This window comes from Acinetobacter sp. YH12129 (assembly GCF_013418685.1).
GTDB lineage: Bacteria > Pseudomonadota > Gammaproteobacteria > Pseudomonadales > Moraxellaceae > Acinetobacter > Acinetobacter amyesii.
Map to the genome: position 1 here is coordinate 85,575 of NZ_VPBP01000008.1, position 25,079 is coordinate 110,653.

25 protein-coding genes and 1 riboswitch are annotated in these 25,079 nt (G+C 39.4%); of the genes, 15 read left to right on the forward strand and 10 right to left on the reverse strand.

Translation table 11 applies throughout. The features are described 5' to 3' along the window. Positions 1-38 precede the first annotated feature (38 nt). The 4 genes from FTU65_RS06370 to FTU65_RS06385 all read right to left on the reverse strand — a co-directional run bounded on the left by FTU65_RS06370 (position 39) and on the right by FTU65_RS06385 (position 5,968). Positions 39-1,874, reverse strand: coding sequence for an IucA/IucC family siderophore biosynthesis protein (locus FTU65_RS06370; RefSeq protein WP_180011390.1), 1,836 nt, complete (start codon positions 1,872-1,874; stop codon positions 39-41). Further along, complete coding sequence (locus tag FTU65_RS06375) at positions 1,874-3,331, reverse strand: lysine N(6)-hydroxylase/L-ornithine N(5)-oxygenase family protein (RefSeq protein WP_180065100.1); 1,458 nt, start codon at positions 3,329-3,331, stop codon at positions 1,874-1,876. Before FTU65_RS06375 ends, FTU65_RS06370 begins: the two co-directional genes overlap by 1 nt. After that, a complete protein-coding gene (locus FTU65_RS06380; protein WP_180066523.1) occupies positions 3,324-5,108 on the reverse strand; it encodes an IucA/IucC family siderophore biosynthesis protein in 1,785 nt (594 codons plus the stop codon). Before FTU65_RS06380 ends, FTU65_RS06375 begins: the two co-directional genes overlap by 8 nt. A 590-nt stretch (positions 5,109-5,698) precedes the next feature. Then, positions 5,699-5,968: a hypothetical protein gene (locus FTU65_RS06385; RefSeq protein WP_168378663.1), complete on the reverse strand. Its 270-nt coding sequence runs from the start codon at positions 5,966-5,968 to the stop codon at positions 5,699-5,701. 274 nt (positions 5,969-6,242) lie between these two features. Between FTU65_RS06385 and FTU65_RS06390 the strand changes: the two genes are divergently transcribed. Then, entirely contained in the window at positions 6,243-6,512 is a 270-nt protein-coding gene (locus tag FTU65_RS06390; RefSeq protein WP_180003768.1) for a hypothetical protein, read from the forward strand. After that, entirely contained in the window at positions 6,512-7,192 is a 681-nt protein-coding gene (locus FTU65_RS06395; protein WP_180065101.1) for a hypothetical protein, read from the forward strand. The genes FTU65_RS06390 and FTU65_RS06395 overlap by 1 nt, the downstream gene beginning before the upstream one ends. Positions 7,193-7,546: 354 nt before the next feature. Here FTU65_RS06395 and ybaK read toward each other — a convergent pair whose 3' ends face one another. Next, complete coding sequence (gene ybaK / locus FTU65_RS06400) at positions 7,547-8,014, reverse strand: Cys-tRNA(Pro) deacylase (protein WP_180011910.1); 468 nt, start codon at positions 8,012-8,014, stop codon at positions 7,547-7,549. 154 nt (positions 8,015-8,168) lie between these two features. Here ybaK and FTU65_RS06405 point away from each other — a divergent pair, with 154 nt between their 5' ends. From FTU65_RS06405 to FTU65_RS06440, 8 genes are all read left to right on the forward strand, one after another. Continuing rightward, the gene (locus FTU65_RS06405; protein WP_180011871.1) at positions 8,169-8,492 is read left to right on the forward strand and encodes an acyl-CoA thioesterase II; all 324 of its coding nucleotides are present in this window, start codon (positions 8,169-8,171) and stop codon (positions 8,490-8,492) included. Beyond that, complete coding sequence (locus FTU65_RS06410; protein WP_180011873.1) at positions 8,485-9,060, forward strand: acyl-CoA thioesterase domain-containing protein; 576 nt, start codon at positions 8,485-8,487, stop codon at positions 9,058-9,060. The genes FTU65_RS06405 and FTU65_RS06410 overlap by 8 nt, the downstream gene beginning before the upstream one ends. 90 nt (positions 9,061-9,150) lie before the next feature. Next, positions 9,151-9,786 carry a CDP-alcohol phosphatidyltransferase family protein gene (locus tag FTU65_RS06415; RefSeq protein WP_168378667.1) on the forward strand — a complete coding sequence of 212 codons (636 nt, stop codon included), beginning with the start codon at positions 9,151-9,153 and terminating at the stop codon, positions 9,784-9,786. A gap of 47 nt (positions 9,787-9,833) precedes the next feature. After that, positions 9,834-11,588: a bifunctional alpha/beta hydrolase/class I SAM-dependent methyltransferase gene (locus tag FTU65_RS06420; protein WP_180011875.1), complete on the forward strand. Its 1,755-nt coding sequence runs from the start codon at positions 9,834-9,836 to the stop codon at positions 11,586-11,588. Positions 11,589-11,606: 18 nt separating this feature from the next. After that, positions 11,607-12,959, forward strand: coding sequence for a phosphatase PAP2/dual specificity phosphatase family protein (locus FTU65_RS06425; protein WP_373683448.1), 1,353 nt, complete (start codon positions 11,607-11,609; stop codon positions 12,957-12,959). Continuing rightward, positions 12,956-13,384: a hypothetical protein gene (locus FTU65_RS06430; protein WP_180011879.1), complete on the forward strand. Its 429-nt coding sequence runs from the start codon at positions 12,956-12,958 to the stop codon at positions 13,382-13,384. The genes FTU65_RS06425 and FTU65_RS06430 overlap by 4 nt, the downstream gene beginning before the upstream one ends. Positions 13,385-13,445: 61 nt before the next feature. After that, positions 13,446-14,096 (forward strand): 1-acyl-sn-glycerol-3-phosphate acyltransferase, encoded by a 651-nt coding sequence (locus tag FTU65_RS06435; protein ID WP_180011880.1) that lies wholly within the window; start codon positions 13,446-13,448, stop codon positions 14,094-14,096. After that, positions 14,096-15,040: a phosphatidate cytidylyltransferase gene (locus FTU65_RS06440; protein ID WP_078191012.1), complete on the forward strand. Its 945-nt coding sequence runs from the start codon at positions 14,096-14,098 to the stop codon at positions 15,038-15,040. Before FTU65_RS06435 ends, FTU65_RS06440 begins: the two co-directional genes overlap by 1 nt. Before the next feature lie 102 nt (positions 15,041-15,142). Here the strand turns inward: FTU65_RS06440 and FTU65_RS06445 are convergent, their stop codons facing one another. Then, positions 15,143-16,348 (reverse strand): alkane 1-monooxygenase, encoded by a 1,206-nt coding sequence (locus FTU65_RS06445; protein WP_180065102.1) that lies wholly within the window; start codon positions 16,346-16,348, stop codon positions 15,143-15,145. A gap of 181 nt (positions 16,349-16,529) precedes the next feature. Between FTU65_RS06445 and FTU65_RS06450 the strand changes: the two genes are divergently transcribed. Next, positions 16,530-17,480 (forward strand): AraC family transcriptional regulator, encoded by a 951-nt coding sequence (locus FTU65_RS06450; RefSeq protein WP_180022775.1) that lies wholly within the window; start codon positions 16,530-16,532, stop codon positions 17,478-17,480. A gap of 4 nt (positions 17,481-17,484) precedes the next feature. Here the strand turns inward: FTU65_RS06450 and lpxB are convergent, their stop codons facing one another. Then, the gene (gene lpxB / locus FTU65_RS06455) at positions 17,485-18,657 is read right to left on the reverse strand and encodes a lipid-A-disaccharide synthase (protein WP_180041473.1); all 1,173 of its coding nucleotides are present in this window, start codon (positions 18,655-18,657) and stop codon (positions 17,485-17,487) included. Positions 18,658-18,763: 106 nt separating this feature from the next. Next, positions 18,764-19,024: a helix-turn-helix domain-containing protein gene (locus FTU65_RS06460; RefSeq protein ID WP_180054895.1), complete on the reverse strand. Its 261-nt coding sequence runs from the start codon at positions 19,022-19,024 to the stop codon at positions 18,764-18,766. Between the two features lie 387 nt (positions 19,025-19,411). On the opposite strand from FTU65_RS06460, the gene FTU65_RS06465 reads away from it, so the two are divergent. From FTU65_RS06465 to FTU65_RS06475, 3 genes are all read left to right on the forward strand, one after another. Continuing rightward, entirely contained in the window at positions 19,412-20,308 is an 897-nt protein-coding gene (locus FTU65_RS06465) for a sulfite exporter TauE/SafE family protein (RefSeq protein ID WP_078193863.1), read from the forward strand. 127 nt (positions 20,309-20,435) lie between these two features. Then, positions 20,436-21,527: a 3-deoxy-7-phosphoheptulonate synthase gene (locus tag FTU65_RS06470; RefSeq protein ID WP_143221612.1), complete on the forward strand. Its 1,092-nt coding sequence runs from the start codon at positions 20,436-20,438 to the stop codon at positions 21,525-21,527. A gap of 57 nt (positions 21,528-21,584) precedes the next feature. Beyond that, positions 21,585-22,109 (forward strand): protein tyrosine phosphatase family protein, encoded by a 525-nt coding sequence (locus FTU65_RS06475; protein WP_180011892.1) that lies wholly within the window; start codon positions 21,585-21,587, stop codon positions 22,107-22,109. On the opposite strand, the gene ispF is transcribed toward FTU65_RS06475, so the two are convergent. Continuing rightward, the gene (gene ispF / locus FTU65_RS06480; protein ID WP_168378679.1) at positions 22,097-22,585 is read right to left on the reverse strand and encodes a 2-C-methyl-D-erythritol 2,4-cyclodiphosphate synthase; all 489 of its coding nucleotides are present in this window, start codon (positions 22,583-22,585) and stop codon (positions 22,097-22,099) included. The two genes, FTU65_RS06475 and ispF, sit on opposite strands and share 13 nt — an antisense overlap. A 100-nt stretch (positions 22,586-22,685) precedes the next feature. On the opposite strand from ispF, the gene FTU65_RS06485 reads away from it, so the two are divergent. Then, on the forward strand, positions 22,686-23,336 hold the full coding sequence (locus FTU65_RS06485; protein ID WP_180066525.1) for a hypothetical protein: 651 nt from the start codon (positions 22,686-22,688) through the stop codon (positions 23,334-23,336). 69 nt (positions 23,337-23,405) lie between these two features. On the opposite strand, the gene FTU65_RS06490 is transcribed toward FTU65_RS06485, so the two are convergent. Continuing rightward, a complete protein-coding gene (locus tag FTU65_RS06490) occupies positions 23,406-24,647 on the reverse strand; it encodes a D-amino acid dehydrogenase (RefSeq protein WP_180011897.1) in 1,242 nt (413 codons plus the stop codon). A 134-nt stretch (positions 24,648-24,781) separates the two neighbouring features. Then, positions 24,782-24,872: riboswitch (glycine riboswitch) on the reverse strand. Positions 24,873-25,079: the final 207 nt, after the last annotated feature.

Consider the following 25,079-nt stretch of genomic DNA (forward strand, 5'->3'; position numbering starts at 1 on the left):
TTTGTTTAATCTTTTCTGTTCTTAGCTCAAAAATCTGTTTATGACGCAATACGATTAGTTGTCGTTTTCTGTTCGGCGGTATGCTGTTGTTTCGCCCACTGATTTAAAGTGCTTGGACTCACAGGGTTTGCAATAGGATCTAAAAATACAGGTACTGGTCGTTCTGCTTCGTCGTTATAACTGGTGGTAAACAGTCGAACACGGTTCAGACAAATTTTCTCGAAACGTGGACGGAACATACTGAATTTTTCAATACGATCTGCCAATTCAGGATGTGCCTGATGAAATTCGTCAATCACGGTGGAGATGGTTTGCCAAAACTCAAGTTCTGTATGCTGTGGATAATCTTCAAGGAAGACATTAGAGATATAGCGGTAATGCACCATGAACAAACCTGTAAAGATAAAGTGACTAAGTTCTTCAGCAGGATGGCGCAGTAAAATTTGCCCTTCAGTTGGTAAATTTTCGAGTTCAGGAAAATCTTCATCAACTAAATTGACATCATCAATAAAGTCCTTCAGCACCATTTTTTTCGGTAAGCCATTTTCATGGATCAACATGGTGTTTTCACCGTGGGGAGAAAAAGCCAAACCATATTTGTATAAACAAATCAGTAGCGGTGTTACACAAACTTCAGCAAAACGTTTCAGCCATTGCAAAGGGGTAAAACCTGAAGCCTCAATCAACACGGATAAAATAGACCGACCATTTATGTCTCGATGCAACAATGCTGCTTGGGAAAGTGCTAACTGGTGTTCACCAATACATGGCTCGACACTTTCACGCCATAAACAACCAAACAATTCTTTAAATTGGTAAGGCGCACCGTCTATCTGATCAAAACATGGCTGTTGCAAAGTGAGACTCGCAATTTCGCCCAAAAATGCCACCTGTGTTTTTTGCAGGTCTGCATCATGATGTTGAATGTCCTTCAGCCAAGCGGTCACCGCAGGTGCAGCCAAATTTCGTTTTGAAGGCAACCCTCGATATACCGCCGTATTAAAGATACTGACAGGTAACTTCACATAATGACGGTCAGGATGACTGGTATTGCATAAGGTACGAATTGATTGCATTGGCACATAATCATCTTGTCCAATCTCCAATTCGACAATGCGCTTATCGACGATTTCATTGGCATAGGTCGGGATTAACCACTGATGCCATTGCCATGCATGTACAGGAATAAAGTAATATTCAGCAGCATCTAAGGCTTTGTCCGCTAATTGCTGTTGAAAATCGTGTAATTGCGCTGAGTTCAATTCATGGCGATATAAACTTTGCGCATCCCAAGCCTCGGTCGAACGAAACTCAGCTAAATCACGATGAACAGCTAACCACAAGACTTTGACTGTTGGAGAAATCTCTGGTGCGGAGCTTAAATAATCATCATAGCCAAAACCCATACGGCCTTTACTCATAATGAGCCATGGGTGTCCACGCAACATGCCTTCAATTTGATAGTGCGGTGCTGACAGCACAGCCTGACTTAGCAATCTCTGTTCATCAAAAACATGTGCTTCAGCCAACCATGTATTGTTCATTTCTTTAATCAAATAGGCCTTGGTAAAAGGTTTCACCTCAGCTTGAGTTGAAAAGGCACGAATAAATTCATGCAGATTCCATGCGGGCTGTGCTGTCGAATCACCTAAATCTCGAACGCTCCCTTCAACAATACGCCAATGCCCAAGCAGAAACTGTGTCGCTTCAAATTGATACGTTTTGTCATCCAGATTGAGTTGCCATGTGTTATTTTCCACTGGCTGAATCTGAATAATTTCTTCATATAAAAATTCAGCAATCGCCATTTCAATCAGTCTTTGCCCTGCACGGCGCCACTGCGTTTGATTTATCTGTAATTTTGCAAATGTCATTATAATTTCTCGAGTTTAACCGCATTCTGTTCTTGCTTATTCGGCATTGTTGTATTGCGGTTCATTGCATAGTTGGCAATGGTTTTTTTTACGGAAAATGGTCTTTGGATATTGGTTGGCGCTGATTTCTTTACAATGCCCATACTGTGCATTTCAGCATTTTCACTGGGTGAAAAATGTTGGAAACTTTGCGCTTGATCACCTAAATCGTATAAGTTAAAACCCAATAATTGATTGGCAATGACCGCTGCACGGTGAGCACCAAGTCCTAAATCTGGTGTACCGACACCGTGACTGTGCATTTCCTGATTTTGAACAAAAATTTCACCGACAGCGTCATGCTGTACTCGGTAGTCCTGGCTGATTTTCCAATGACCGAATTCATCACACTGGATCAGTGGTTTTAGATATTTGAGATATTGCCACTCGGGACTGTGATATCCCGTTGAAGCCACGACAAAGTCCGCATCCAGATAGAATTGTTCTGCCGTGACTTTATGCTGAAACTGCAAACGGATGCCCGCACCATGCGGCTCAGCAGCAACCAAACCCACCTGAGCATGTAAATGCGTCTGTTGAATATTTTGACCAATGCTCCGGTGATATAGTTTTTGGTAAATATCACGGATGGTTTTTGCACTGATGCCCTTATATAACAAGCCTTGTTGCTTCAGTTGTTCGGCTTTATTTTCGGGGCTTAGTTGATAAAAATGCGCGGTATAATCTGGACTAAAATGCTCTAAACCCAGCGGTGCATATTCCATCGGGAAAAACCCATTAGAACGAGTCAGCCAATGCAATTTAAACTGCGCTGTTGTGGTTTGATCCTGCATATATTGACGATCAAACAAATCCATAAAGACTTCGGCCGAAGACTGGCCTGATCCCAGTACAACCACATTCCCTTTCAAGTGATTTAACGCTGCATTGCAATAATTTGCAGAATGTAAGCAGCGCTCCGGATATTGCTGTTGTATGTCTTTTAGACACTGTGGTAAATGCGGAATATTGCCCGAACCAATGACCAGATTTCGACATTGATAACGTCTAAAACGTCCATCTTGCTCAACCATGACCTCAAAGCCTTGCTCTTGGGCATAAATGGCTTTTACGGTTGATTGATATTGAATATGCTCTAGTTGGTCTGCAACCCATTGACAATAATGGTTATATTCACGTCTAGGAATCTGCGCTTGTTCTAAAAAATAGAATTTGTATAAACGCTGCTGTGCCTTTAAATAGTTTAAAAAACTAAAAGGACTGGTTGGATCGACCATGGAAACCAGATCGGCCATAAACGGTACTTGCAGCACAGTATTGGGCAATTGCATACCCGCATGCCAGTCGAACTGTGGTTTCTTTTCAAAAAATTGATACTGCAAATGATTTTGCTTATGTAGCAAACTCGCCAAACTGAGGTTAAATGGCCCTAAGCCTATCCCAATAAAATCAAGCATATTGCACATCCTTCTGTTCCACACATAAAGGATTTGGCAACTGTACATAAACCGATTGCTGATCGACTGGGGCAATCAATTCATCCAGCTCATACAAGCGTGTCAACAGATTGCCCTTATACGGCAAGGTCGGCTGATAAAGTAATGAATGAATCAATGAACTTTCTGGATATGCCCGATGTAAGTCCAACAGTTCATTTTGCAATATCGATATCAACACTTGCTCTGTGACATATCCAGTTGCACCAATTGCATTGATAATGCCGAATAAAGTATTACCAAAGAAATAATAGCTAAAGCGCTCATCGACAAAGGCTTTGGAACCCACGGCATGCGCTTTTTCTTGCAACTCTGGAAATGCGCTTAAGACCTCACCTGCAAGTTCTTCGATATAGTAAAAGCCTTGATTGTCGCGCAGCCATAGATATTTAGGCATTGCATGTTCAAGCTCAAGTAAGACATTTTGCTGATGTGATTCAAAAGCCATTCCGTATTGATGGTACATATACATCAGTGGTTTCAGACTAATTGCCAAAAATTGTTTAAACCAATTGATCACAATGGCGCTTTGATCAAGTTCAGGTTGTTGTTTTGCGATTTGTTCAAATAAGGCATTAAAACGGTTTTTGGGCTGTGCAGGATGATCTTGGCACAATGATGCAATACAACTCACCTGCTGCTTTTCACTGAAAGGCTGATCACGGAAAATACAAATAGTTTCTTCGACGATTTCATCATCTATACTCAATGCCATCCAAGCAGGATCATTCACCGCTTTGAGCGTTGGGCATTGCTGTAAAATACGCTCACCAAGACTTGAATGCCAAAGTCGATGGGTCATTTCACCACGGTGGCATTCTTTGGCAAGATTGACTCGGATTGAATTGGTGATCATTACAGATAGTGACGGTTTTAACATCCACGGCGCTGCAAAACTTGCCATGGTGCGTACCGAAGTTGTTGGGGAAAATGCCCAACCTTTCTCGCCAAAATCGATAATTTTTAATTTGGTTTTTAAGTTTTTAAACCATGTTTTTGACTGTAAATAACGTGCTTGCCAAGGATGCAAAGGCAATAACTTATAATGCGAATAAGCATTCAGTAGCGCTTGATCTGTTTCTGATAAATGCCATTGCAATTCGCTTTTCAATTGCGCTGATACAGCTTGATCTAAAGCTGAACCTTCTTGAATATATTCTGGAGCTACCAACCAATAATGCAGTTGGCTTAGACCTTTGGCTTCTGGCGAATACCTTTCCCAATCTTCATGCACAAAACCAACCCGACTTTTCGGTGCAGGATGCATGCTGTGCCCTAAAATTAAGGCCTGTTCTGATTCAATGAAACTTTGTTCCGCTTGGACCAAGGCCTCTAAATCATGTTCACGTAGTGTCAAAAATTGTGTAAGCGCTTCACGACTTTCGATCCAACGCTCTAATAATGATGAAGCATCCAGTGTATAACCTGACTCTTGTACGAGCTGTTCAAGCAATAAACTCGCGATCGCGGTGATACTAAATGACAGTTTCTGTCCTTTATTAAAAACGTATGGGAGATCTGCAAGACGATGTCTACCAACAAGGCTGACATAAGATAGTGGTACAAATAACTGTGATTGAATGCAATCTAAAGGGATGCATAACAACGTCAAGCCTTGGCTAAACGTCAATTGTGATGAATTCTGTTGATACTTTTCCAGCAAAATACCTTTACCGGTTTCTTGTGAGTATGCATTGACAAGATGCTGCATCGCCAAGCGATTAGCAAGCTCTTTCATCTGACCATATCCTCTATTTTTAAGCTTTTCCAAGCTTTGTCATGTAATTATGTTTCTTTAACTGTGCAAGTCATGCTTAGTACGCTGGCCAGCGTGAAACTATGTTAATGATAATCATTATTGTTAATAATTGCATTTTTGTGAAGATTTGCTACCGGCTTGCAAATTTGGTCTTATCTCTATGTATTTAAAAATTAATTTTTTTGATATGAACTTTTCTGTTTTTATTTATACAATTTTCTGAAATGGAACTAAATGATAATTTTCTCATTTAGCATAGAACAAATGAATCGAATTGTTTATTTTTTAGCCAAATTATCACATTGTGCAACTTAAACTAAAAACCCATGTCTTTTACATGGGTTTTTATATTCTGCTTTGAACCAAGCTTTTATTTAAATCAAAGAACGAAATGTGCAGTTAAATTTTAATCATTGAAGACTTTACTGGCATCATACTGATCATGCATCTTTATTGACTATAAGCATGTATTTCATAACAAACACCTACTGATTTCTGATCCATATCTTCTATTCAGACTGGCTATACAGCATGAATGATGAATATGTACTCAAACGATTGGGTTGAAATCAATCAATTGATTTAACAACCCAATCCAAAAACTTGTGCTTATCAAAAAAGTCTGGCGCAGCATTCGCAAATACACTTTTTTCTCTGTTGTTAAATATTCCTTTGTAATAAAAAGACCTATCTGCGGTAAATTTTGACTCATCCCCTTCATGTAATTCTTTAAAAAAAATCGATAACTGCATAAATCGACTTTTAGACGCTAAACCATGTTTTTCTAATACAAAATTATAGATTTGCTCAATAATCGCTTTAGTATTTGAATAAGGCATTTTGTTGTCTCTTTATTAGATCGCTCTTTCAAATTACAGCTTTTAAATTAAAATACAACTGTTCTAGTCGGATTTTAAATACCTATTTTTTATAGGTATTTTTACATTTAAATATAATTAAGCACTATTAATGAATGAGCCTCTAAACATGAAGTTTTACTAAATTTTGCTTCTGCAACTTCATGGATTTTCGTTATTCAAAGCTAAAACGGAAATAACAAAAAAGCCCACCTGTTTCCAAGTGAGCTTACAACTACTTCCAATGGCAGGAGTCATGACTGTATTAGCAGAAGGAACTTGTCTGCTTAGTGTGTTACTAACTAAATTAACAGTTGGAAAAGGAATTTGGGATACAGATGAAAAGAAAGCACCGCTTGGAAGTTGCGATATCACTTTACCAGAGCCAAACTTACAACTCGTTGAGGTTGAATTAACATTAGGATACACAGTGAAACCAGCAGATAGTGTGGGATACGTAACCCCTATTCCTCCATATAAGAAATATACTTTTAAACTAAATTCAGCAGCTAAGCGTGTAAACTAATGAAACAAATAATATTTCCATTATTACTATCAATCCTTCCACTTTCAGCTTGTGGTAATTCAAGTGAAACAGCCCCCCCCCTTGCACAAAGTTCAGCAACTAAAGTTGATGCTGAGCTTTCTCCAGAAAGTAAAGAAATCATCAATGAATATAATCAGATACTAATTCAATCTCAAAGTGAGTTAGACCCTCAAATAACCAATCAAAAGCTCAAAAAAATTCTACCTAAAATTTCTAAAATTAACTCAGAGAATGAACGAAATAACCTTTTACTAAACATCAATATGCGTCTTGGCAATTATGAAGAAGCCTTTGCTATTACAAATACAATTTTAGAAAAAAAAGAAACAACCAATATGAAAAATTTTCAATGTTTACTCATTGAAGTTTTAAACAAACCAAAAAAGGATATTGAAGACTGTTATTTATACAATGCTAATTTATATAAAAAACAGTTAGATAATATGCCCAAAAATGATCCCTATTACGATCAAACAGAATGGGCTTACTATGCGAGCTTATTCCATGCAGGTAAAACAGAATATAAATCTAAATTAAAGCAGCTTGTGGACTCAAAAAAATTTTCAGAAGACAAAGAAATATATGAGTCGCTCTATGAAATAGAAACAATTCCTGATGGTAGAAAATCTATCTTAGATAATTACAAATCCCAAATGTAATGCAAAAAAAACCAGCCCATGGTTGGTTTACAACATTATCAATATATATATGCAAAGCTGCCAACCCTCATTTCACATCAAATTTGGCATCAATTTCTGCGCGCTCGGTATTTCTCATATCAATTCAAGAAGCACCATAAATATACCTTCTAATAATCATATTTAGCCTACAATCCTAAATTTAGTACCCTGTATATCGAATATAAAAAGCTGCACCATGTCCAATAAATCCGTGACACTTGATGCGTCATCGAACCACAAAGCCGCTCAATGCGGCTTTTGTTATTTTATAGATTTTGAAGTGGAAGGTATTCCCTCTAAATTCACTTAAATTTAAGTAGTCAAAAACCACATTTAATCATCAATCACATCAGCAAAGATTGCGCCCAAAACTTTTGCTAAATCTTCGGGTTTTAAACCAATGTCCAAACCACGCTTACCACCACTCACATAGATTTTAGCTAAGTTCTGTGCAGAAACATCGATCACAGTTTTTAAGCGTTTTTTCTGTCCAACTGGACTAATACCACCAACCAAATAACCGGTTAAACGCTCTGCATCTTTTGGGTCTGCCATTTTTAGTTTTTTACAGCCAAATGCTGTGGCCACTTTTTTCAAATTCAGCTGAAACTCCACAGGCAATACGGCAACAAAGTAATTTTTATCGTCCGTAACCATCAAGGTTTTAAACACTTCTTCGACGGTTAAACCAAGTTTTTCCGCAGCTTCTAAACCAAAACTTTTTGCTTCTGGGTCATGATCATATTCATGAATTGTAAAGTCGATTTTATTAGATTTTAAGAGTTTACATGCAGGTGTCATTGCTTTTTCGTCATTCCATTCGGACAACTAGGAAAACTCGATTATAAGCCTATTCTAGAAAGACCGGCGAAGACTTTTATATTTTTCATGAACATGACTTGTGCAATAAGTTTGAGTTGAATACATTTAAACAAAGCAAAAATTTCAAAAAAATATGACAACGCTGACTCAAGACCTCATCCAATTATTAACTGTAGTGCCCAAAGATCAGGGCTACTTTTTGGCACAGAGCAAACCTCTGTTTGGTGACCATATTTTTGGTGGACAATTACTTGCTCAGAGTATAATCAGTGCATCCTATACCTGCACGCTCCCACTTCACTCTTTACATGCCAACTTTATTTCTGCGGGTCATGCAAATCAGCCCGTCTTATTTAAAGTCGAAAATTTACGTGATAGCCATAGTTTTTCTACACGACAAGTGACCGCCATACAGCATGGCAAACCAATATATGGTGATGTTGTCCTATATGAATAACGAAACGGGTATGGAGTATCAAATACCTGAACCAGATCTGATCCCACAGTTTCCACCAATTATGCTCAAAGAAGAGCAATTCTATAAATCGCAAATCCAATCATCTATTTCACCTGAATATCTATCCACATTTTTACAGCCTTTTCAGCTTATATCTAAACCAATTGAATACGTGCTGACAGATTTGCCACCGTCCGGTCAAACTTCTGTCTTAAATCAAAATCAATATGCAGAATATTTAAAACTCCATGATGCCTTGGATGCACAATTTGACCAACTTCATATACATCAGGCCATTGCAGCATACTATTCAGACTATAATTTATATTCTGCGGCGCTCAAAACACATGGTTTAAATTATCTGTCTCCTGAACTCATCGCAACTAGTCTTGATCATTCGATGTATTATCATCATGCCTTTCGGGTGGATGATTGGGTTTTCTATGACATGAATACCACCCGAACCTCCCAATCACGTGGGCTTAGTCATGGACAAATGTGGCAAGATGGAAAATTAGTCGCAAGTACTACACAAGAAAACTTAATGCGTTATACAGGCGAATCTTGAGGCCTGTGACAATCTTTAACATTCAAATTCTTGTTAAGTTAAGCATCAATCGTATAAAATTCATGCAAATCATACCGCTATAACAATAATATGCCTTCGATCTACCAGCTTAAGCCTGCATTTCAAAACCTGCTTCGACCTTTGGTTAAATCACTTCATCATCTTGGTATTACAGCAAATCAAGTAACACTACTGGCAATGTTCATTTCGCTAGCTGTGGCATTTTTTATTTATATCTATTTTTCTCACAACGGTATTGGCATTTTACTGTTGATTTTCCCCGTGTGGATGCTTATTCGAATGGGCTTCAATGCCATAGATGGCATGCTGGCACGTGAGTTCAACCAACAATCCAAACTCGGTGCTTTTTATAATGAATTATGTGATGTGATTTCCGACTCAGCACTCTATTTTAGTTTAATTTGTTTTGCTTTTATTCAAGCTGAATTACTTATTTTAACCTGTTTTCTCGCCATACTTGCCGAATATACCGGTGTGATGGCGCCATTAGTGGGGCAAGAACGTCGTTACGATGGTCCAATGGGAAAAAGTGACCGCGCTTTTGTATTTAGCATCATCTGCGTCATCATCGTGACCTCTTCTATATTGAATGTTGGCTTAAATACATTGTCTCTTATCTGCAATAGTATTTTGATTATTACCATCTTTTTATTATTTATTACGATTTATAACCGCATTAAAAATAGCATTATCAACCCACAATAAATTTCAGTTTAGATCGTCAGTCGATTCATTATTTTGAGAACAACACAATGTATAACAATACTCAGCATACCTTTACGATCCATGATGGAACATCCTTGTTTTATCAACATTGGGAAAATAGCAGTTTAAAAAGCAACCGTAAGAAAAAAGCGGTGATCTTATTTCATCGTGGCCATGAACATTCGGGACGAATGGCGCATTTGGTCAATGAATTGAATTTGCCTGATTTTGATTTTTTCGCTTGGGATGCGCGAGGTCACGGTAATACTCCTGGTGAACGAGGAGATGCACCGAGCTTTTCTGCATGCGTTCAAGACATTCAATATTTTGTTCAGCATATAGAACAAAATTACCAAATTCGATCAGAAAATATAGCAATTGTAGCTCAAAGCGTTGGCGCTGTTTTAGCCGCGACATGGGTGCATGATTATGCCCCTAAAATTCGTGCTTTATGCCTTGCCTCGCCTGCATTTGACATCAAACTCTATGTGCCTTTTGCAAAACCCGGCTTAACACTCCTCAACAAATTCGCCGGCAACTTTTTTATCAATAGTTATGTCAAAGCCAAAATGTTGACGCACGATACTGCACGTGCGCAAAGTTATGAAACAGACCCGCAGATCGCTCGGGCCATATCAGTCCGGATGCTGCTGGGTCTATATGCAGCGTCAGATCGAATCGTTAAAGATGCACAAAATATTTTTGTTCCTACTCAAGTCTTATGTTCAGGATCTGACTACGTGGTGCATCAAAAACCGCAATTGGCGTTTTATCAAAAACTCCCTCATCCATTGAAGGAATTTCACGTCTTAGATGGTTTTTATCATGATACTTTGGGTGAAAAACATCGCAAAATCGCCACAGATAAAATCCATCGCTTTATTCAACAATGTTTTAAACAACCCTATTCCGCACCTAAACTTTTAGATGCAGATAAAATTGGCCCGAGCTGTGCTGTAGCAGAAACCTTAAGTTCAACGCTTCCAAAACATTCTTTAAAACATGCATTTTGGAGCTTAACCAAACAAAATCTTAAAATTGGTAGTCTCTTTTCCAAGGGCTTAAAAATTGGTGAAGAGACAGGATATGACTCTGGCAGCACCTTAGATTTTGTTTATCGAGATCAATCAGAAAGCCAAAATGCTCTTGGTAACATCATCGATCGACAGTATTTAAATGCGATCGGTTGGCGTGGTATTCGCGTTAGAAAACAAAATATTGAAGCACTATTAACGAAATATGCTTCTAAGTTACATGATGCCCAACACGCAGTACGGATTATGGATATTGCAGCGGGCCATGGCCGATATATTTTAGATGCTGTACAAAAACTGCCTGAGCATCCTGAATCCATCCTGCTTAGAGACTACAGCTCGATCAATGTACAAGCAGGTCAAGTAATGATTGAGCAAAGAGGTTTAAGCCAGATTGCCAAATTTGTAGAAGCGGATGCCTTTGATACCACATCACTAGCCAGTGTTGAACCTAAACCGACTTTAGCCGTGGTCTCAGGTTTATACGAATTATTTAGTGATAATGATTTGCTTAGACAGTCTTTAACCGGCTTGAGTCAGGCCATTGAGAAAGATGGTTATCTCATCTACACAGGTCAAATTTGGCATCCGCAACAAGAGTTTATCGCCCGTGCTCTGACCTCGCATCGCCAAGGAGATGCATGGGTCATGCGTTTACGCTCACAAGCAGAAATGGATGCCTTGGTTGAGCAAGCTGGTTTCAAGAAAATCGATCAAGTTATTGATGAGTTTGGCATTTTTACCGTTTCCGTTGCACAAAAAATTTAAGCTTGGATGGTCAATCTTATGCATAAACTGGATACGGAAACAGGAATTTGGAAATACGGCCTACTGTGTTTGGCATTTCTGGCACCTTTTTTCTTCTTAAGTTATGGTTTTGCCAACCAATACGCTGCGGGTTTAGCGTCTGTACCTGTTATCGTCTTTGAATGGGAAAAATATATTCCACTTTGGCCATGGAGTATTGTGCCTTATTGGTCGATTGATCTGTTCTATGGTTTGTCTTTATTACTTTGTTGGAATAAGTTTGAATTAAAGCAACATGTACTGCGACTATTTTCAGCACAAATCATTTCAATCAGCTGCTTTTTACTTTTCCCGCTACGTTTTAGCTTTGAGCGCCCCGAACTCACAGGTTTTTTCGGGTTGTGGTTTGATGTCTTGATGGGCTTTGATAAACCGTTTAATCAAGCACCCTCTCTGCATATTGTGCTACTGGTGATTCTTTGGGATTTTTTCCGTCGGCATAGCGCAGGCAAACTGAAATATCTGGTAGATGGTTGGTCCTTTTTGATCGGTCTCTCAGTTCTAACCACTTGGCAGCACCATTTTATAGATATCCCAACAGGTTTATTGGTCGGTGCCTTATGTTTATGGCTATTCCCGATGTCCTGTCCTGCGCCATGGGCTAAAAATATACAGAGTCGGCTAAGCTTAAAACACTTTAAAATCGGTATCCTTTATCTGTTTGCTGCCTTATTTTGTAGCGCAATCGCACATGCAAAAGGTTGGTGGCTTTGGCTGCTTTATCCTGCAAGCAGTCTGCTTTTAGTTTCGTTTGCATATTTATTCAATAGACCCCGTTTTTTTCAAAAACTCAGTCATGGTGATATGACTATTGCTGCAAAAATGCTGTTCGCACCCTACCTTATATTTGCTTGGATCAATAGCCGAATCTGGACCTATCGCCATCCTGAAGATTCTAAACTCATCAAAATCAATCAGAGTTATATTTATTTAGGTCGCTATCCGTCCAAACAGGTCATGCAGCAATATGATGCTTTACTCGATTGTTGCGCAGAATTACCCACTTATCCAAAGTGCTCCTATGCTCAACACTTGAGTTTAGACCTGATTCCTTTACAGGCCAATCAGCTGCATAACGCTGTAGAGTCTTTAGAACTATTCTTGAAATCTAATAACAATGATGAAGCACAAAACATCTTGGTCTTCTGTGCTTTGGGATATTCACGAAGTAGTGCTGTAGTGGCCGCATTATTATTGAAACAACATCCTGAATATTCAGTCGAAGATGTTTTAAGGATTATTCGCCATAACCGCCCTTGGGTCGTGCTTAAAGCACCGCAAATAAAACATTTAAATACTTATCGTTTAAAACTTAAAGGACTTGCACCATGAATTTACAACTTGTGGTGCTGTCAAAGTTGTTGCAATCCACCACTGGATTGCTCATCTCAGCGTATGTGGCAGCGATTCTCACGCTCTGGCTCATCATCCAGTTTGGCAATGTGATGCTATTCGATTTGCTATATGTAGTGATTTGTCTAGTTTTGCTTGGAATACAACATTATTTAAGCCTGAAAATCAAATTTGATTCGGCACTTTTAGCCACTGTCGCTGAATACAGCCAAACTCAAAACCTTGAACAAACCACCAAGGAGCTGGACTTAAGTTTAATCAACTTAAAATTAATGCCTGCAAATAAATGTGGTCGCGCATGGGAGCTGCGTGAATTAGGTTGTCTGGCTTTATTTAAATGGCAGATCTTTGTGCTTTGCTTGCAATACATCGCATTCCTCTGCATATTTTTACTGTATAAATAATTCACAATAATTTGAAGCTATGCCAACTCCATTAGACACTTCAAGGAATGCTCACTCACCAATGAAAGGTAATTTTTTAAGCCGTTCAATTGCTCGCTATATTGCCTTTCTCACTCGTCGTGGTGCGCGGCTGCTCACGGGCGCGCGGAGTCTATGGGTCGGGTGTAAACCTGTAATGAAGCAGCGTATTTATTATGCAAATCATAATAGCCATATCGACTTTATTTTGCTTTGGTCATCACTACCGACAGATCTCAGACGGAATACGCGTCCTGTAGCGGCTTCGGATTATTGGCTAAAAGATGGCTTTCGACGTTTTCTCATTCAAGATACGTTTACTGGCGTCACTATTCAGCGAAATCGAGAGCAAAATCAAGACCCCTTAGAACCGATCAAAACCGTATTAGCTCAAGGTGACTCGATTATTTTCTTTCCTGAGGGTACTCGAAATTTAAATGATGACGTTGAATTATTAGCCTTTAAAAGCGGCTTATTTCATCTCAAAAATCAATTTCCTGATGTTGAAATCGTACCGGTATGGATCTCTAATTTAAAACGTGTCATGCCTAAAGGCGCGCTTATACCATTGCCATTATTATCTACCGTTATTTTTGGCAAACCTTTAGAAGCCCATAATGAACAGAGTAAAACTGAGTTTTTAAACTACGCTCAGGACGAATTACTCAAATTAAAAGCATTGGAGTATCAATAATGGAATTCACCAATGCGCAAATGACCTATGTATTGTTTGGTATCTTTGCGGTTATTTTGATTATTGCCTCAACCATTGGCTCAATACTAAAATTTAAAGCGGGTTATGCGCCGGCACCGGTCATCGACAATTTAAATGCGCGGATCAATGCATGGTGGGTCATGTTGTTGGTACTTGGTGTAGCAATTTCATTAGGCAAAATTGCCTTTGTGATCCTGTTTGCGTTGATTTCACTCTTTGCTTTACGTGAATTTATCAGCTTACTTCCAACCCGTCGCGGTGATTATCTTCCTTTATTGATCGCTTTTTATTTTGTCATCCCTTACCAGTATTACTTGGTGTATATCGACTGGTACGGGCTATATTCGATTTTTATTCCGCTGTATGTATTTCTTCTTATCCCTATCGCTACACTCAAAGCCGAAGATACCACGCGATTTTTAGAGCGCAGTTCAAAAATTCAATGGGGTCTGATGATCAGCGTATTCTGTATTTCGCATGTGCCTGCGCTATTAAACCTCAAACTTCCCGGATTTGAGGGTGAAAAAATTTGGCTAGCAATCTGGCTGATCATGGTGGTACAAGCCTCCGATGTCTTGCAATATGTCTGTGGCAAGCTATTTGGAAAGCACAAAGTCGCACCGATACTTTCACCATCTAAGACCGTAGAAGGATTAATCGGAGGCATTGCTTTAGCCACTGCATTAGGTGTTGCTATGTCATGGCTTACACCCTTTAGCTATCTACAGGCTGCATGTATTGGATTTATTGTTTGCATATTTGGCTTCTTTGGTGGTCTTGTCATGTCAGCCATTAAACGCGATCGTGGTGTAAAAGACTGGGGACAACTTATCCAAGGCCATGGTGGCATGCTCGACCGAATTGATTCAATCTGCTTTTCTGCACCGATTTTTTTCCATATTTTGCGCTATTGGTGGTCTTAAGAAGAGACTCTATTTAAAACAATCATTTTTAGATTTTGAAATTAAGCACAATAAAAAATCCCAAGCAAACAAGCTTGGGATTCTTCTCATCAGGTATTCGATTTAAACGTCTGAAACCGCAAACTTTTTAAAAAGTCTTGCACGACGTTTAGGATGAATATTGGCTTTAGTTAAATCGCCTTGGTAGTGATCATAGACCCGTTTATCCATCATCTTAAACCATATAGAGGGTACTAAAGCAGGAATTAGCATAGTGGCATAGCCACTAGGCAACTCTGGCGCTTCATCAAAATGTCTTAATGCCTGAAAAGGGCGAGTCGGATATGCATGATGGTCTGAATGTCGCTGTAATTGATACAAAAATAGATTGGTCACAATATTATTGTTATTCCAACTATGTTCAGGCATGGTTCGCGCATAACTTCCATCCGCTTTTTGCTCACGTTTCAGGCCATAATGTTCAATATAATTAATAATTTCAAAAAGGCTGATTCCATACAAGGCCTGTGTAACTAAATACGGTGTCACGCCTTTACCAAACATTTTCAGCATCGCGGCATGAAAACCTGCACTCATCGCCCAACCATGAAACAGTTCATTTTCCTTCGAAAAGAAACTTAAACCTTTACGTTTTAAACGTTGTTTTTCAATCTGTACCGCCGATTTAATTCCACCAAATACAGTGCGTGGCCAAAACTCATAAAAGGTTTCGCCCATTTTTGAGGATGCAGGATCTTCAGGTGTTGCCGCACGTTTATGGTGTCCATAAGGATGTTCAATGCGGAAATGGCTATAACCCAAAGGTGCGAGCGTCGCATGTGCCCAATAATGGTCTTTTTTATGAGGTCGATGGCAGAGTTCATGTGCTGTATTTACACCGACGCCATTGATGGCACCCATCGAAATCCCAAGTAGAACTTGATCTAATAATGAAACATCTTTACGGGTAACCACATAGCCAGCAAAAGCATTCGCTGCCATTTGCAGTGGAATAAATAATTTGACAATACGATCATAATAAGGATCATTCACTAAAACTTTAATGTCATCATCTGTCGGGTTATTGGCATCATCACCGATCAGTGCATCCAGTGCAGGAATAATGACATGCAATAGAAGCGGCCCGCCCATGGCAAATAGTTTTTTTGTCGGTTTTGGACCAAAATGATAACCCGCCAAGATCCCCATACCAATGACTGGTAAACCTGGACTCAATAGCCAACCATAACGTTTTTTATCTAAAACACTACCGATTTTGCTTTCTAACTGAGCGAGCTGCTGTTCATTTAATTTTACTGGTGCATTCATGCGCTAGACTTCCCTAATTACTTCTTCTGTGTTTATATTCGTAAAATATGGGCAGCCAGAACAGTTTTAAGCGTCCAAAAAAACTATGCGATCGTCTTTGGCATTTAAGGATAAATGTTGACCTTTAAACACATAGTGACCATCTATAAATAGAAAATTAATATGAGTAAATATTTGAAATATGGATGCTTTAAGTAAAATTTTTGATGATATCCATCTCCACCGATCTGAATATATTTATTTGAGATCAAAGCATCCTTGGGCTTTTCATTTTCAAGATCACAATGCCATGGTTGCGTATGTGGTGATTCAAGGTCAGTGTGTTGTGCATATCGATCAAGAGCAGGTCTTACTTGAAGCTGGCGATCTTTGCCTTATTCCCTCAGGGCAAAACCATCACTGCAAATCTATACAGTCTGATGTCTTGGTCGAATCAGTGAACATCACGCCACTGTTTCAAGAGCAACGAAATAAAACCATTGAATTAAATTCTACCGAATCTCATGAAGCAGAAGAATTATTTGTACTGGCGATCCGTGGGCATGTCGACAGCATTATGGCAAAGCCCTTAGTGAATGCACTCCCCACGCTGTTACATACACCACATATCATGAGCAGTACCGCACCTGAATGGTTGCAAATTGGCTTACATTTTCTGGCCGTTGAAGCGCATCAGATCCGTCCAGGCCGCGACAAAATTTTGGATCATTTGGTGAGTATTTTATTTATCGAATGTGTGCGTGATTATATTGCAGCCTTGTCAGATTCAAGCAGTTGGTTGCATGCCTTGAGTCATCCTGAATTATCCAATGCTTTGGCCGCGATTCACGAACAACCCCAGCAAGCTTGGACTGTCGAAAGTTTGGCAGAACAATGCTGCATGTCGCGTTCTAAATTTGCCAGTTTATTCACCCAAATGCTCGGTGAATCACCACTCGCCTATTTGCAGCAACATCGTTTGCGACTGGCGACACAGCACTTACAAATGGGGCAACTGACTATTCAGCAAATTGCCCATCGTATCGGCTACTCATCTGAAACGGCATTTAGCCAAACTTTTAAAAAGTTTTATGATCTAACACCGAGCCAGTATCGACAGCAGCATCAACTCGCAAAAACTGAGTCACCTTAAAGGTTTAATCTAAAAGCTTTAAAATCGCTTCCACAGGGTTTTCACTGTTACCTGAAAGCAGTTGTTTATGCATGGTAATGTGCTGCATCACTTGAATTTGCGATTTTTCAACATCCATCAAGCTTTCAATTTCTGCTGCTAATTTTTCAGGTGTTGCATCATGTTGAATAAGTTCCTGAATCACCTTTTTGCCCGCAATAATATTTGGCAATGAATAATACGGAATTTTGATCAGCAATTTCACCACATGGTAAGTCAGCCAATTTAACTTATAAAAAGTCACCATTGGACGATGTAAAAGCATCGCTTCTAAAGTCGCTGTACCCGAAGCCAAAGCGACAATATTCGATGCGTTCATCACCTGACGGCCAATTTTAGATTCGGTATCGGTGTTTTCCATCAAGCGAACTTTGGCTTGTAATGTTTTAGGGTACTGCTTGAGCAACAATTCGATTTGCTGTTTACGGGCATCATTGATTGCAGGAATCAGGAACACATAGTCTGGATGCTGCTCCGTCAAAATCTGTGCGGCAGACAGTACCAAAGGCCCTAAGCGCTCAATTTCACCGCGACGGCTGCCCGGAAGTAATGCAATGTGTTTTTGATGCTCATCTAAGCCTAACTCGTGTTTAGCCGCAACGAGTGGATTATCTAAAGGCAACTGACTTGCCAATGGATGTCCGACAAATGCAGCCGGAACTTGCCATTTTTGGAAAAACGCTTTTTCGAAAGGAAATAAACAAAGGACTAAATCGATACTCGCCTTGATGCCATGTACACGGCCTTGTCGCCATGCCCACACTGAAGGGCTGACATATTGCACTGTTTTAATTGGTAGCTGTTTTTGCTTTAAGCTCTTAGATAAACGCAAATTAAAATCCGGTGCATCTATCCCTACAAAAACATCGACAGGGTTTTCAGTCCATTTTTCAACCAGACCATCACGTACAGCAAAGAGTTTTTTAATATCTTTTAAGACTTCAACAATCCCCATCACCGATAAAATATCCATCGGATAATAGCTGTTAAAGCCTTCTGCAATCATTTGCGGACCACCAATGCCTTCAAATTCCGCATCAATCCCTTGCTCTCGAAAACTACGGATAAGCTTGGCGCCTAATGTATCCCCCGATACTTCCCCAACCACGATGCCAATTTTAAGTTTCCGATTTTGCAAAAGTCTGTCCTTTTAACTCAATTTTCTTTAGCTATAGATTCTATACGAGTCCTTCGCAAAGTTAATAGATTTCCTAAAAAAAGCTGCACGTCTTTAATTCACCATCTTAGAAATATTCATCACTGCTACTTAGCTTCTGATTAAAATTTTTCCGCCAATGGTTCGGATTTGTGCCGTATTTATTCTTAAACATTTTACGAAATAGCACTGCGGTATTAAAACCAGAGGCTTCCGCAATTTTATCAATTGAGTAATCCGTCACTTCGAGCAATTCAGCCGCATATCGCAGTCTTTCATTATTTAACCATGTGACAATTGGTAGCCCTGTCGCATGGTTAAAATGTCTAGTTAGTGTCCTTCTACCCATATTCGAATAATGGCGAAACCTTATCTTTTTAAGGAGTATAGATTTTGCAGGAATGGACTTTAAGTTCACAGTCGCATATATCGATAAATAACTAATTAAAGACTAGGAAAATAAACCTACGGTGCGTTTTTTGGTATTAGAGATGCATTTCAGATAGTCATCACCTTATATTCTAAATACATGATTTCACTGCAGCATAATCTCCATTTGAGCTATCAACCACTTGCAAAAACTACAATCAATAACTTAGCTTATTTAAAATCCATTATTTTCCAAATTAAAACCACTCTTTATCTATTTTTTTCACAAGCAAATCACTAATCGAGACAACGACTTATATCAATTAGTCATAAGATATGCACGTTTTTTGATATTTGGCATTCAGCGATGGTCGGTCCTTTAGAGTTCATTCTGGCAGGTGTAATTGTAGGTTTCTGCGTAGGTATTACCGGTGTTGGTGGTGGTTCATTGATGACCCCGATCCTGATTAGCCTATATAAAATTGAACCCCACATTGCGATCGGTACAGATCTACTGTATGCCGCAATTTCAAAATTTTGTGGTTCTTTAGTCCATGCCCGTAAAATGAATATCGTTTGGACCATTGTCATTTGGCTTGCAGTCGGCAGTATCCCTGCGTCATTTGCGACCCATTGGGTACTTGAAAACTATTTAAGCCAATCGACACATTACAAAACCGTGTTAACCATGTTTTTGGGTTTTATGCTGACCATTACAGGGATCTCAATTATTTTCCGTGGTCATATCGAAAAATTCTTTAATAAATTTCGAAAAACTGATCAATTGGATGATATGAGTGCGGATCTTGAACGTATCAATTTCCAAGCTAAAAATAAGCGTGCATATATCATCATCATGGGCATTATTTTAGGCGTATTCGTTACCCTATCGTCTGTTGGTGCAGGTGCTTTCGGTATTATGGCATTGGTACTCATGTTCCCTAATTTACCAATGATTCGAATTATTGGTTCAGACGTCGTACATGCCGTGCTTCTTACACTGGTTGCTGGCTTGGGTCATATGAGCTCAGGTAATGTCGATTTTCATTTATTGGGTTGGTTATTGGTGGGTTCTATTCCCGCGATTGTGGTCGGAACTTTAATCAGCTCACGTTTACCTGAAAAAGTCATTCGTAAAGTCTTAGGCATTACCTTGTTTGTTTTAGGCATGAATTTCATCATTAATCCAGTAAAATCAAAACCTGTCGAAAAACCAACAACAGCAATGTTGATCGCACCGACGGTGAATAGTCAGCAGGTTTAAATTAACTGCCCGATTCATCACTTTTTTTTCAGAGACTTATTGATCTTTTTTATAACATTTGAATGCTATATTCATGTTATATTCGGCTCACGAAACAACCTTTTGTATAATCAAACCAGTGACGGCAATGAATACTTTACAGTCAAATTCTATTACCCAAAACGACATTGATGACGTGAATGTAAAAAGCATTCAGCCTCTTGTTACTCCTGCAGAACTAAAAAAAGAGCTACCTCTGACTGAAACTGCCTATCAAACAGTCCTTAAGGGCCGTGAAACTGTACGTAATATTTTAGATGGAAATGACAAACGTCTTTTTGTTGTCATTGGCCCATGTTCAATTCACGACACAGTCGCTGCACATGATTATGCTGACCGTTTAAAAGTTTTAAGCGACAAAATCCAAGATACGATCTATGTCGTGATGCGTGTGTATTTTGAAAAACCACGTACCACTGTTGGTTGGAAAGGTCTAATTAATGACCCTGACATGAACGATTCTTTCAACATCGAAAAAGGCTTACGTATTGGTCGTAAACTTTTACTTGAATTGAATGAAAAAGGTTTGCCTTGTGCAACTGAAGCGCTCGATCCAAACTCACCACAGTACTACCAAGATCTTATCTCTTGGTCAGCGATTGGTGCGCGTACCACTGAAAGCCAAACACATCGTGAAATGTCTTCTGGGCTTTCTTCACCTGTGGGCTTTAAAAATGGTACAGATGGCGGTTTAACCGTTGCGACCAATGCCATGCAATCTGTTAAACATGGTCATAGCTTCTTGGGCTTAAGCGACCAAGGTCAAGTTTCAGTTATTCGTACCAGTGGTAACCCTTATGCACACGTTGTACTTCGTGGCGGCAACGGTAAACCAAACTACGACGCAGGTTCTGTTGCAGATGCCGAAGCGGCATTAGCCAAAGCAAAAGTTAGTGGCAAAATCATGATTGATACCAGTCATGCAAACTCAAACAAAGACCCGTACCTACAACCCCTTGTTCTGAAAAATATTACTGAACAAATCCTTGACGGAAACAAGTCAATCGTGGGTATTATGGTAGAAAGTCACTTAAAAGGTGGTCGTCAGGATATTCCTGCCAACTTATGTGACCTCGAATATGGTAAATCAGTGACTGATGGCTGTATCGATTGGGATACGACTGAAAAAGTCTTGTTAGAGATGCATGAAGCACTTAAAGACGTGTTACCGACACGCTAAGTGAATGAAAAACGCCATCTTCGAGATGGCGTTTTACTTTGAAGGATTATTTGTCAGATGAATGAAATCGAAAATGCGTTAAGTCACATTGAAAACTTCCAATATATACATGAACACTTATTAACGTCAGGACAACCATCTCCTTCTGAGCTTCAAACGATTAAAGAATATGGTGTTTCAACAGTTATCAATTTAGCATTGACTGATGCATCCAATCATATCGAGCATGAAGACCGCATTTGCCTAGATCTAGGCCTGAACTACATCCAAGTTCCGATCTCTTGGGATACCCCTTCAGATGATCAATGCCTTTTAGTACTCGATATGATTGACCATTTGGTTCAAGGTCAAACTGTTTGGCTACACTGTGCGAAAAACTTCCGTGTCAGCAGTTTGATGTATTTATATCGTCAATACTATATGGATGTTGATGTGCCAAAGGCTCAAGATTTGATGCATCAAATTTGGGAACCCAATGAAACATGGACAGGTTTAATCCATGCGGTTGCCTTACAACTCCAAGGCCGTAAAGCAACTCAAGATTTACAACATGCGCTGATCCATCCAGATCATTTTGCGTGAGAAATCAGTACTGTTGCAGTAGAAAGAATACCTTCTTGGCGACCAGTAAACCCTAATTTTTCGGTGGTGGTCGCTTTGATGCTAATTTGTGTGACTTCAACATCCATAACATCTGCGATGCTTTGACGCATTTCTAAATTATGTTTTGCTAGTTTAGGACGCTCACAAGCCACAGTAATATCAGCATTATTAAGTACGTATCCACGGTCTAAAATCAGTTGATAAACGTGTTTTAAAAGTACTCGACTATCGGCACCTTTAAATTTTGGATCTGTATCTGGAAAATGCTGACCAATATCTCCAAGTGCCAAAGCACCTAATAATGCATCACAAAGCGCATGTAGTACTACATCACCGTCTGAATGTGCTTTGAGTCCATGTGTATGTGGAATTTGAACACCAGCAAGCGTTACAAAGTCACCTTCTTCAAATGCATGCACATCCATGCCCTGACCGATACGAATTTGAGCTATCATGCTTGAGTTCCTTGAGAAAATAATGATTGAAATCTTGTATTCACGCTTTCTATTTCGCTATAGTGTGGGCAAGCGCAACATAGTGAAAGTATAAGCGATCATGCTGTTGAAAACTGAAATAAATATCATCAAAAAATTCGGACTGGTTCTGCTAATAGGTTCTGGCCTAGCGACGTTTACGCATGCAGAAAAGATAGACTGTGATCATGCCAATACTCTGGCAAAAAAAAATTACTGTTCTGACGGTTTTGAAGAACAGCGTGAAAAGCTAGATGGGCTATTTTTAACAGCGCAGTTGATTACTGATGCCCCTGTACGCTTACTGATAGATACACAAAAATTATGGTACAGTCGTGTTCAGCAATGCAAAAATTTGGATTGTTTCAAACAACAATTTGAGCTTCGCCACGAAGATTTGAATATCTACACCTCGATGAACCAAAGTTTAACGCAGCATTATCTGAAATTTGAAAATGGTCATTTTGCGACATCACCTGTACATTTAAAGGTGCATCAACTGGGCAAAGACAGCATCAAAATTGAAGGCATTGCCTATCGTAATCCGAACAATCGAGTTGAAACACAAACCATTCCCTTTTTAGCTTACACAACACCCGAACAAAAAAATCAAATCACCGATAATGAACACGACTGCAAATATCAGTTCAATTACAGTAAAGCCTTACTCTCAGTAAAAACTGAACAAAAAGGCTGTGAACGGTTTGCAGGGATTTATCGTTTATATGATTAAGATCAAATTCGAATGACTTAGAAAAAAAAGCCTCAAGGTTGAGGCTTTTTTATGTCTACAATATGTCTATTAAATTGGATGTGTTTGCCGCACTTGCTGGCTAATCATTGCAGCTGTTGCCGCAGATAAGGTCCATCCAAGATGACCATGCCCTGTATTATAAAAAATATGATCACGCTTACCTGCATGCACCACAGGCATCATATTGGGCATCATTGGTCGTAAACCCGCCCACGGCACCACATATTCTGTTGATAGATTAAAGTTACGATTTGACCAATCAATTAAGGGCTGAATGCGATCTGCACGAATATCTCGGTTATAGCCATTAAACTCTGCCGTGCCTGCAACACGGAGTCGATTTGCACCTAAGCGTGAAGTCACAATTTTGGCACTTTCATCCAACAGACTCACCCAAGGCGCATTGGCCTGACTTTGTTCATCATTTAAATTAATGGTGATTGAATATCCTTTGACTGGATAGACATTTACGCGGTCACCGAGTTTATGTGCAAGTTCATAACTACCTACACCACCACAGACCACCACAGCATCTGCTTCAAGTATGGTATCAGCATCAGGATGTTCCATATTTTCATCACTGGCTTTTAACTGAACATTGACACCTTTTGCATGATGTTCAAAGTCAGTCACCTCAAAACCCCACATATATTTCACATCAAAGCGTTCTGTTGCTTTAGCAAGCTGCGTCGTAAATTTGTGGATGTCGCCCGTGGCATCCCCCGGACAATAAAAGCCACCATAGTATTCACCTCTCAAACTAGGTTCAATATCACGGATTTCAGCTAATGTCACAGGATGACGTTCTAAGCCCCCCTCACAGAGCATATTATTAACTTGAGTCGCCACCTCATAATCATGTTGATTATGAAAAAAATGTAAAATGCCGCGTTTTTCTAAATCAAACTGCAAGTTTTCATGCTCAGCTATTTCAAATAAACGCTGACGTGCCATCAAGGCGAGACGAACGGTCTCGTGAGTATTTTCACGATAATCTTTAATATGCCCCATAAACTCAAAGAGCCATGAATATTTGTGTAGATTAAAACTTGGATTTAATAATAATGGCGCGGTTTTTTGTGACATCCATTTGATGCCTTTCACCACCGTTGCTTTTTGGTTCCAGACTTCAGCATTACACGCTGATAATTGTCCACCATTGGCAAACGACGTTTCCATCGCAGGATAAAGATGTTTATCGACCACAGTGACACGATAACCGAGTAATCCGAGTTCGTAAGCTGTCGTTACCCCAGTAATACCTGCACCAATCACAACAATATGACACATATAGGCTCCTTGGAAATTATATTTCCTATGTTCGCCCCATCTGTCATTGTTACCTGAGAGCTTTGGTTCCTTGCGAAGCAACGTGAACCTTCCCCTTCGGTGAGTAGGTCCAGCCTACTTCTCTCCAGATTTTTTATATGATTACAGTCCTTTTGCCTGAGAGTTTCCTGGGGGAACTTGCTCCTTCGGCGAGCACGATCTGTGCTTCTCTCCTGCAATCATCCATTCGTTTTTTTATTCGGCATTCATCTTGGTATTGCCTTAGTTAGATATGAGCAATATTTGTACCAAATCTCAAGTCCTATTTGGGTCAATATTGTTAAATAATATTTTTATATCGATTTAAGTTGTTAGGTTATAAATTTAAAATCAATTTTTTTATACCTAAATACTTCATCTTTAAAATAAAGGTTTAAAATACTGAATGAAATT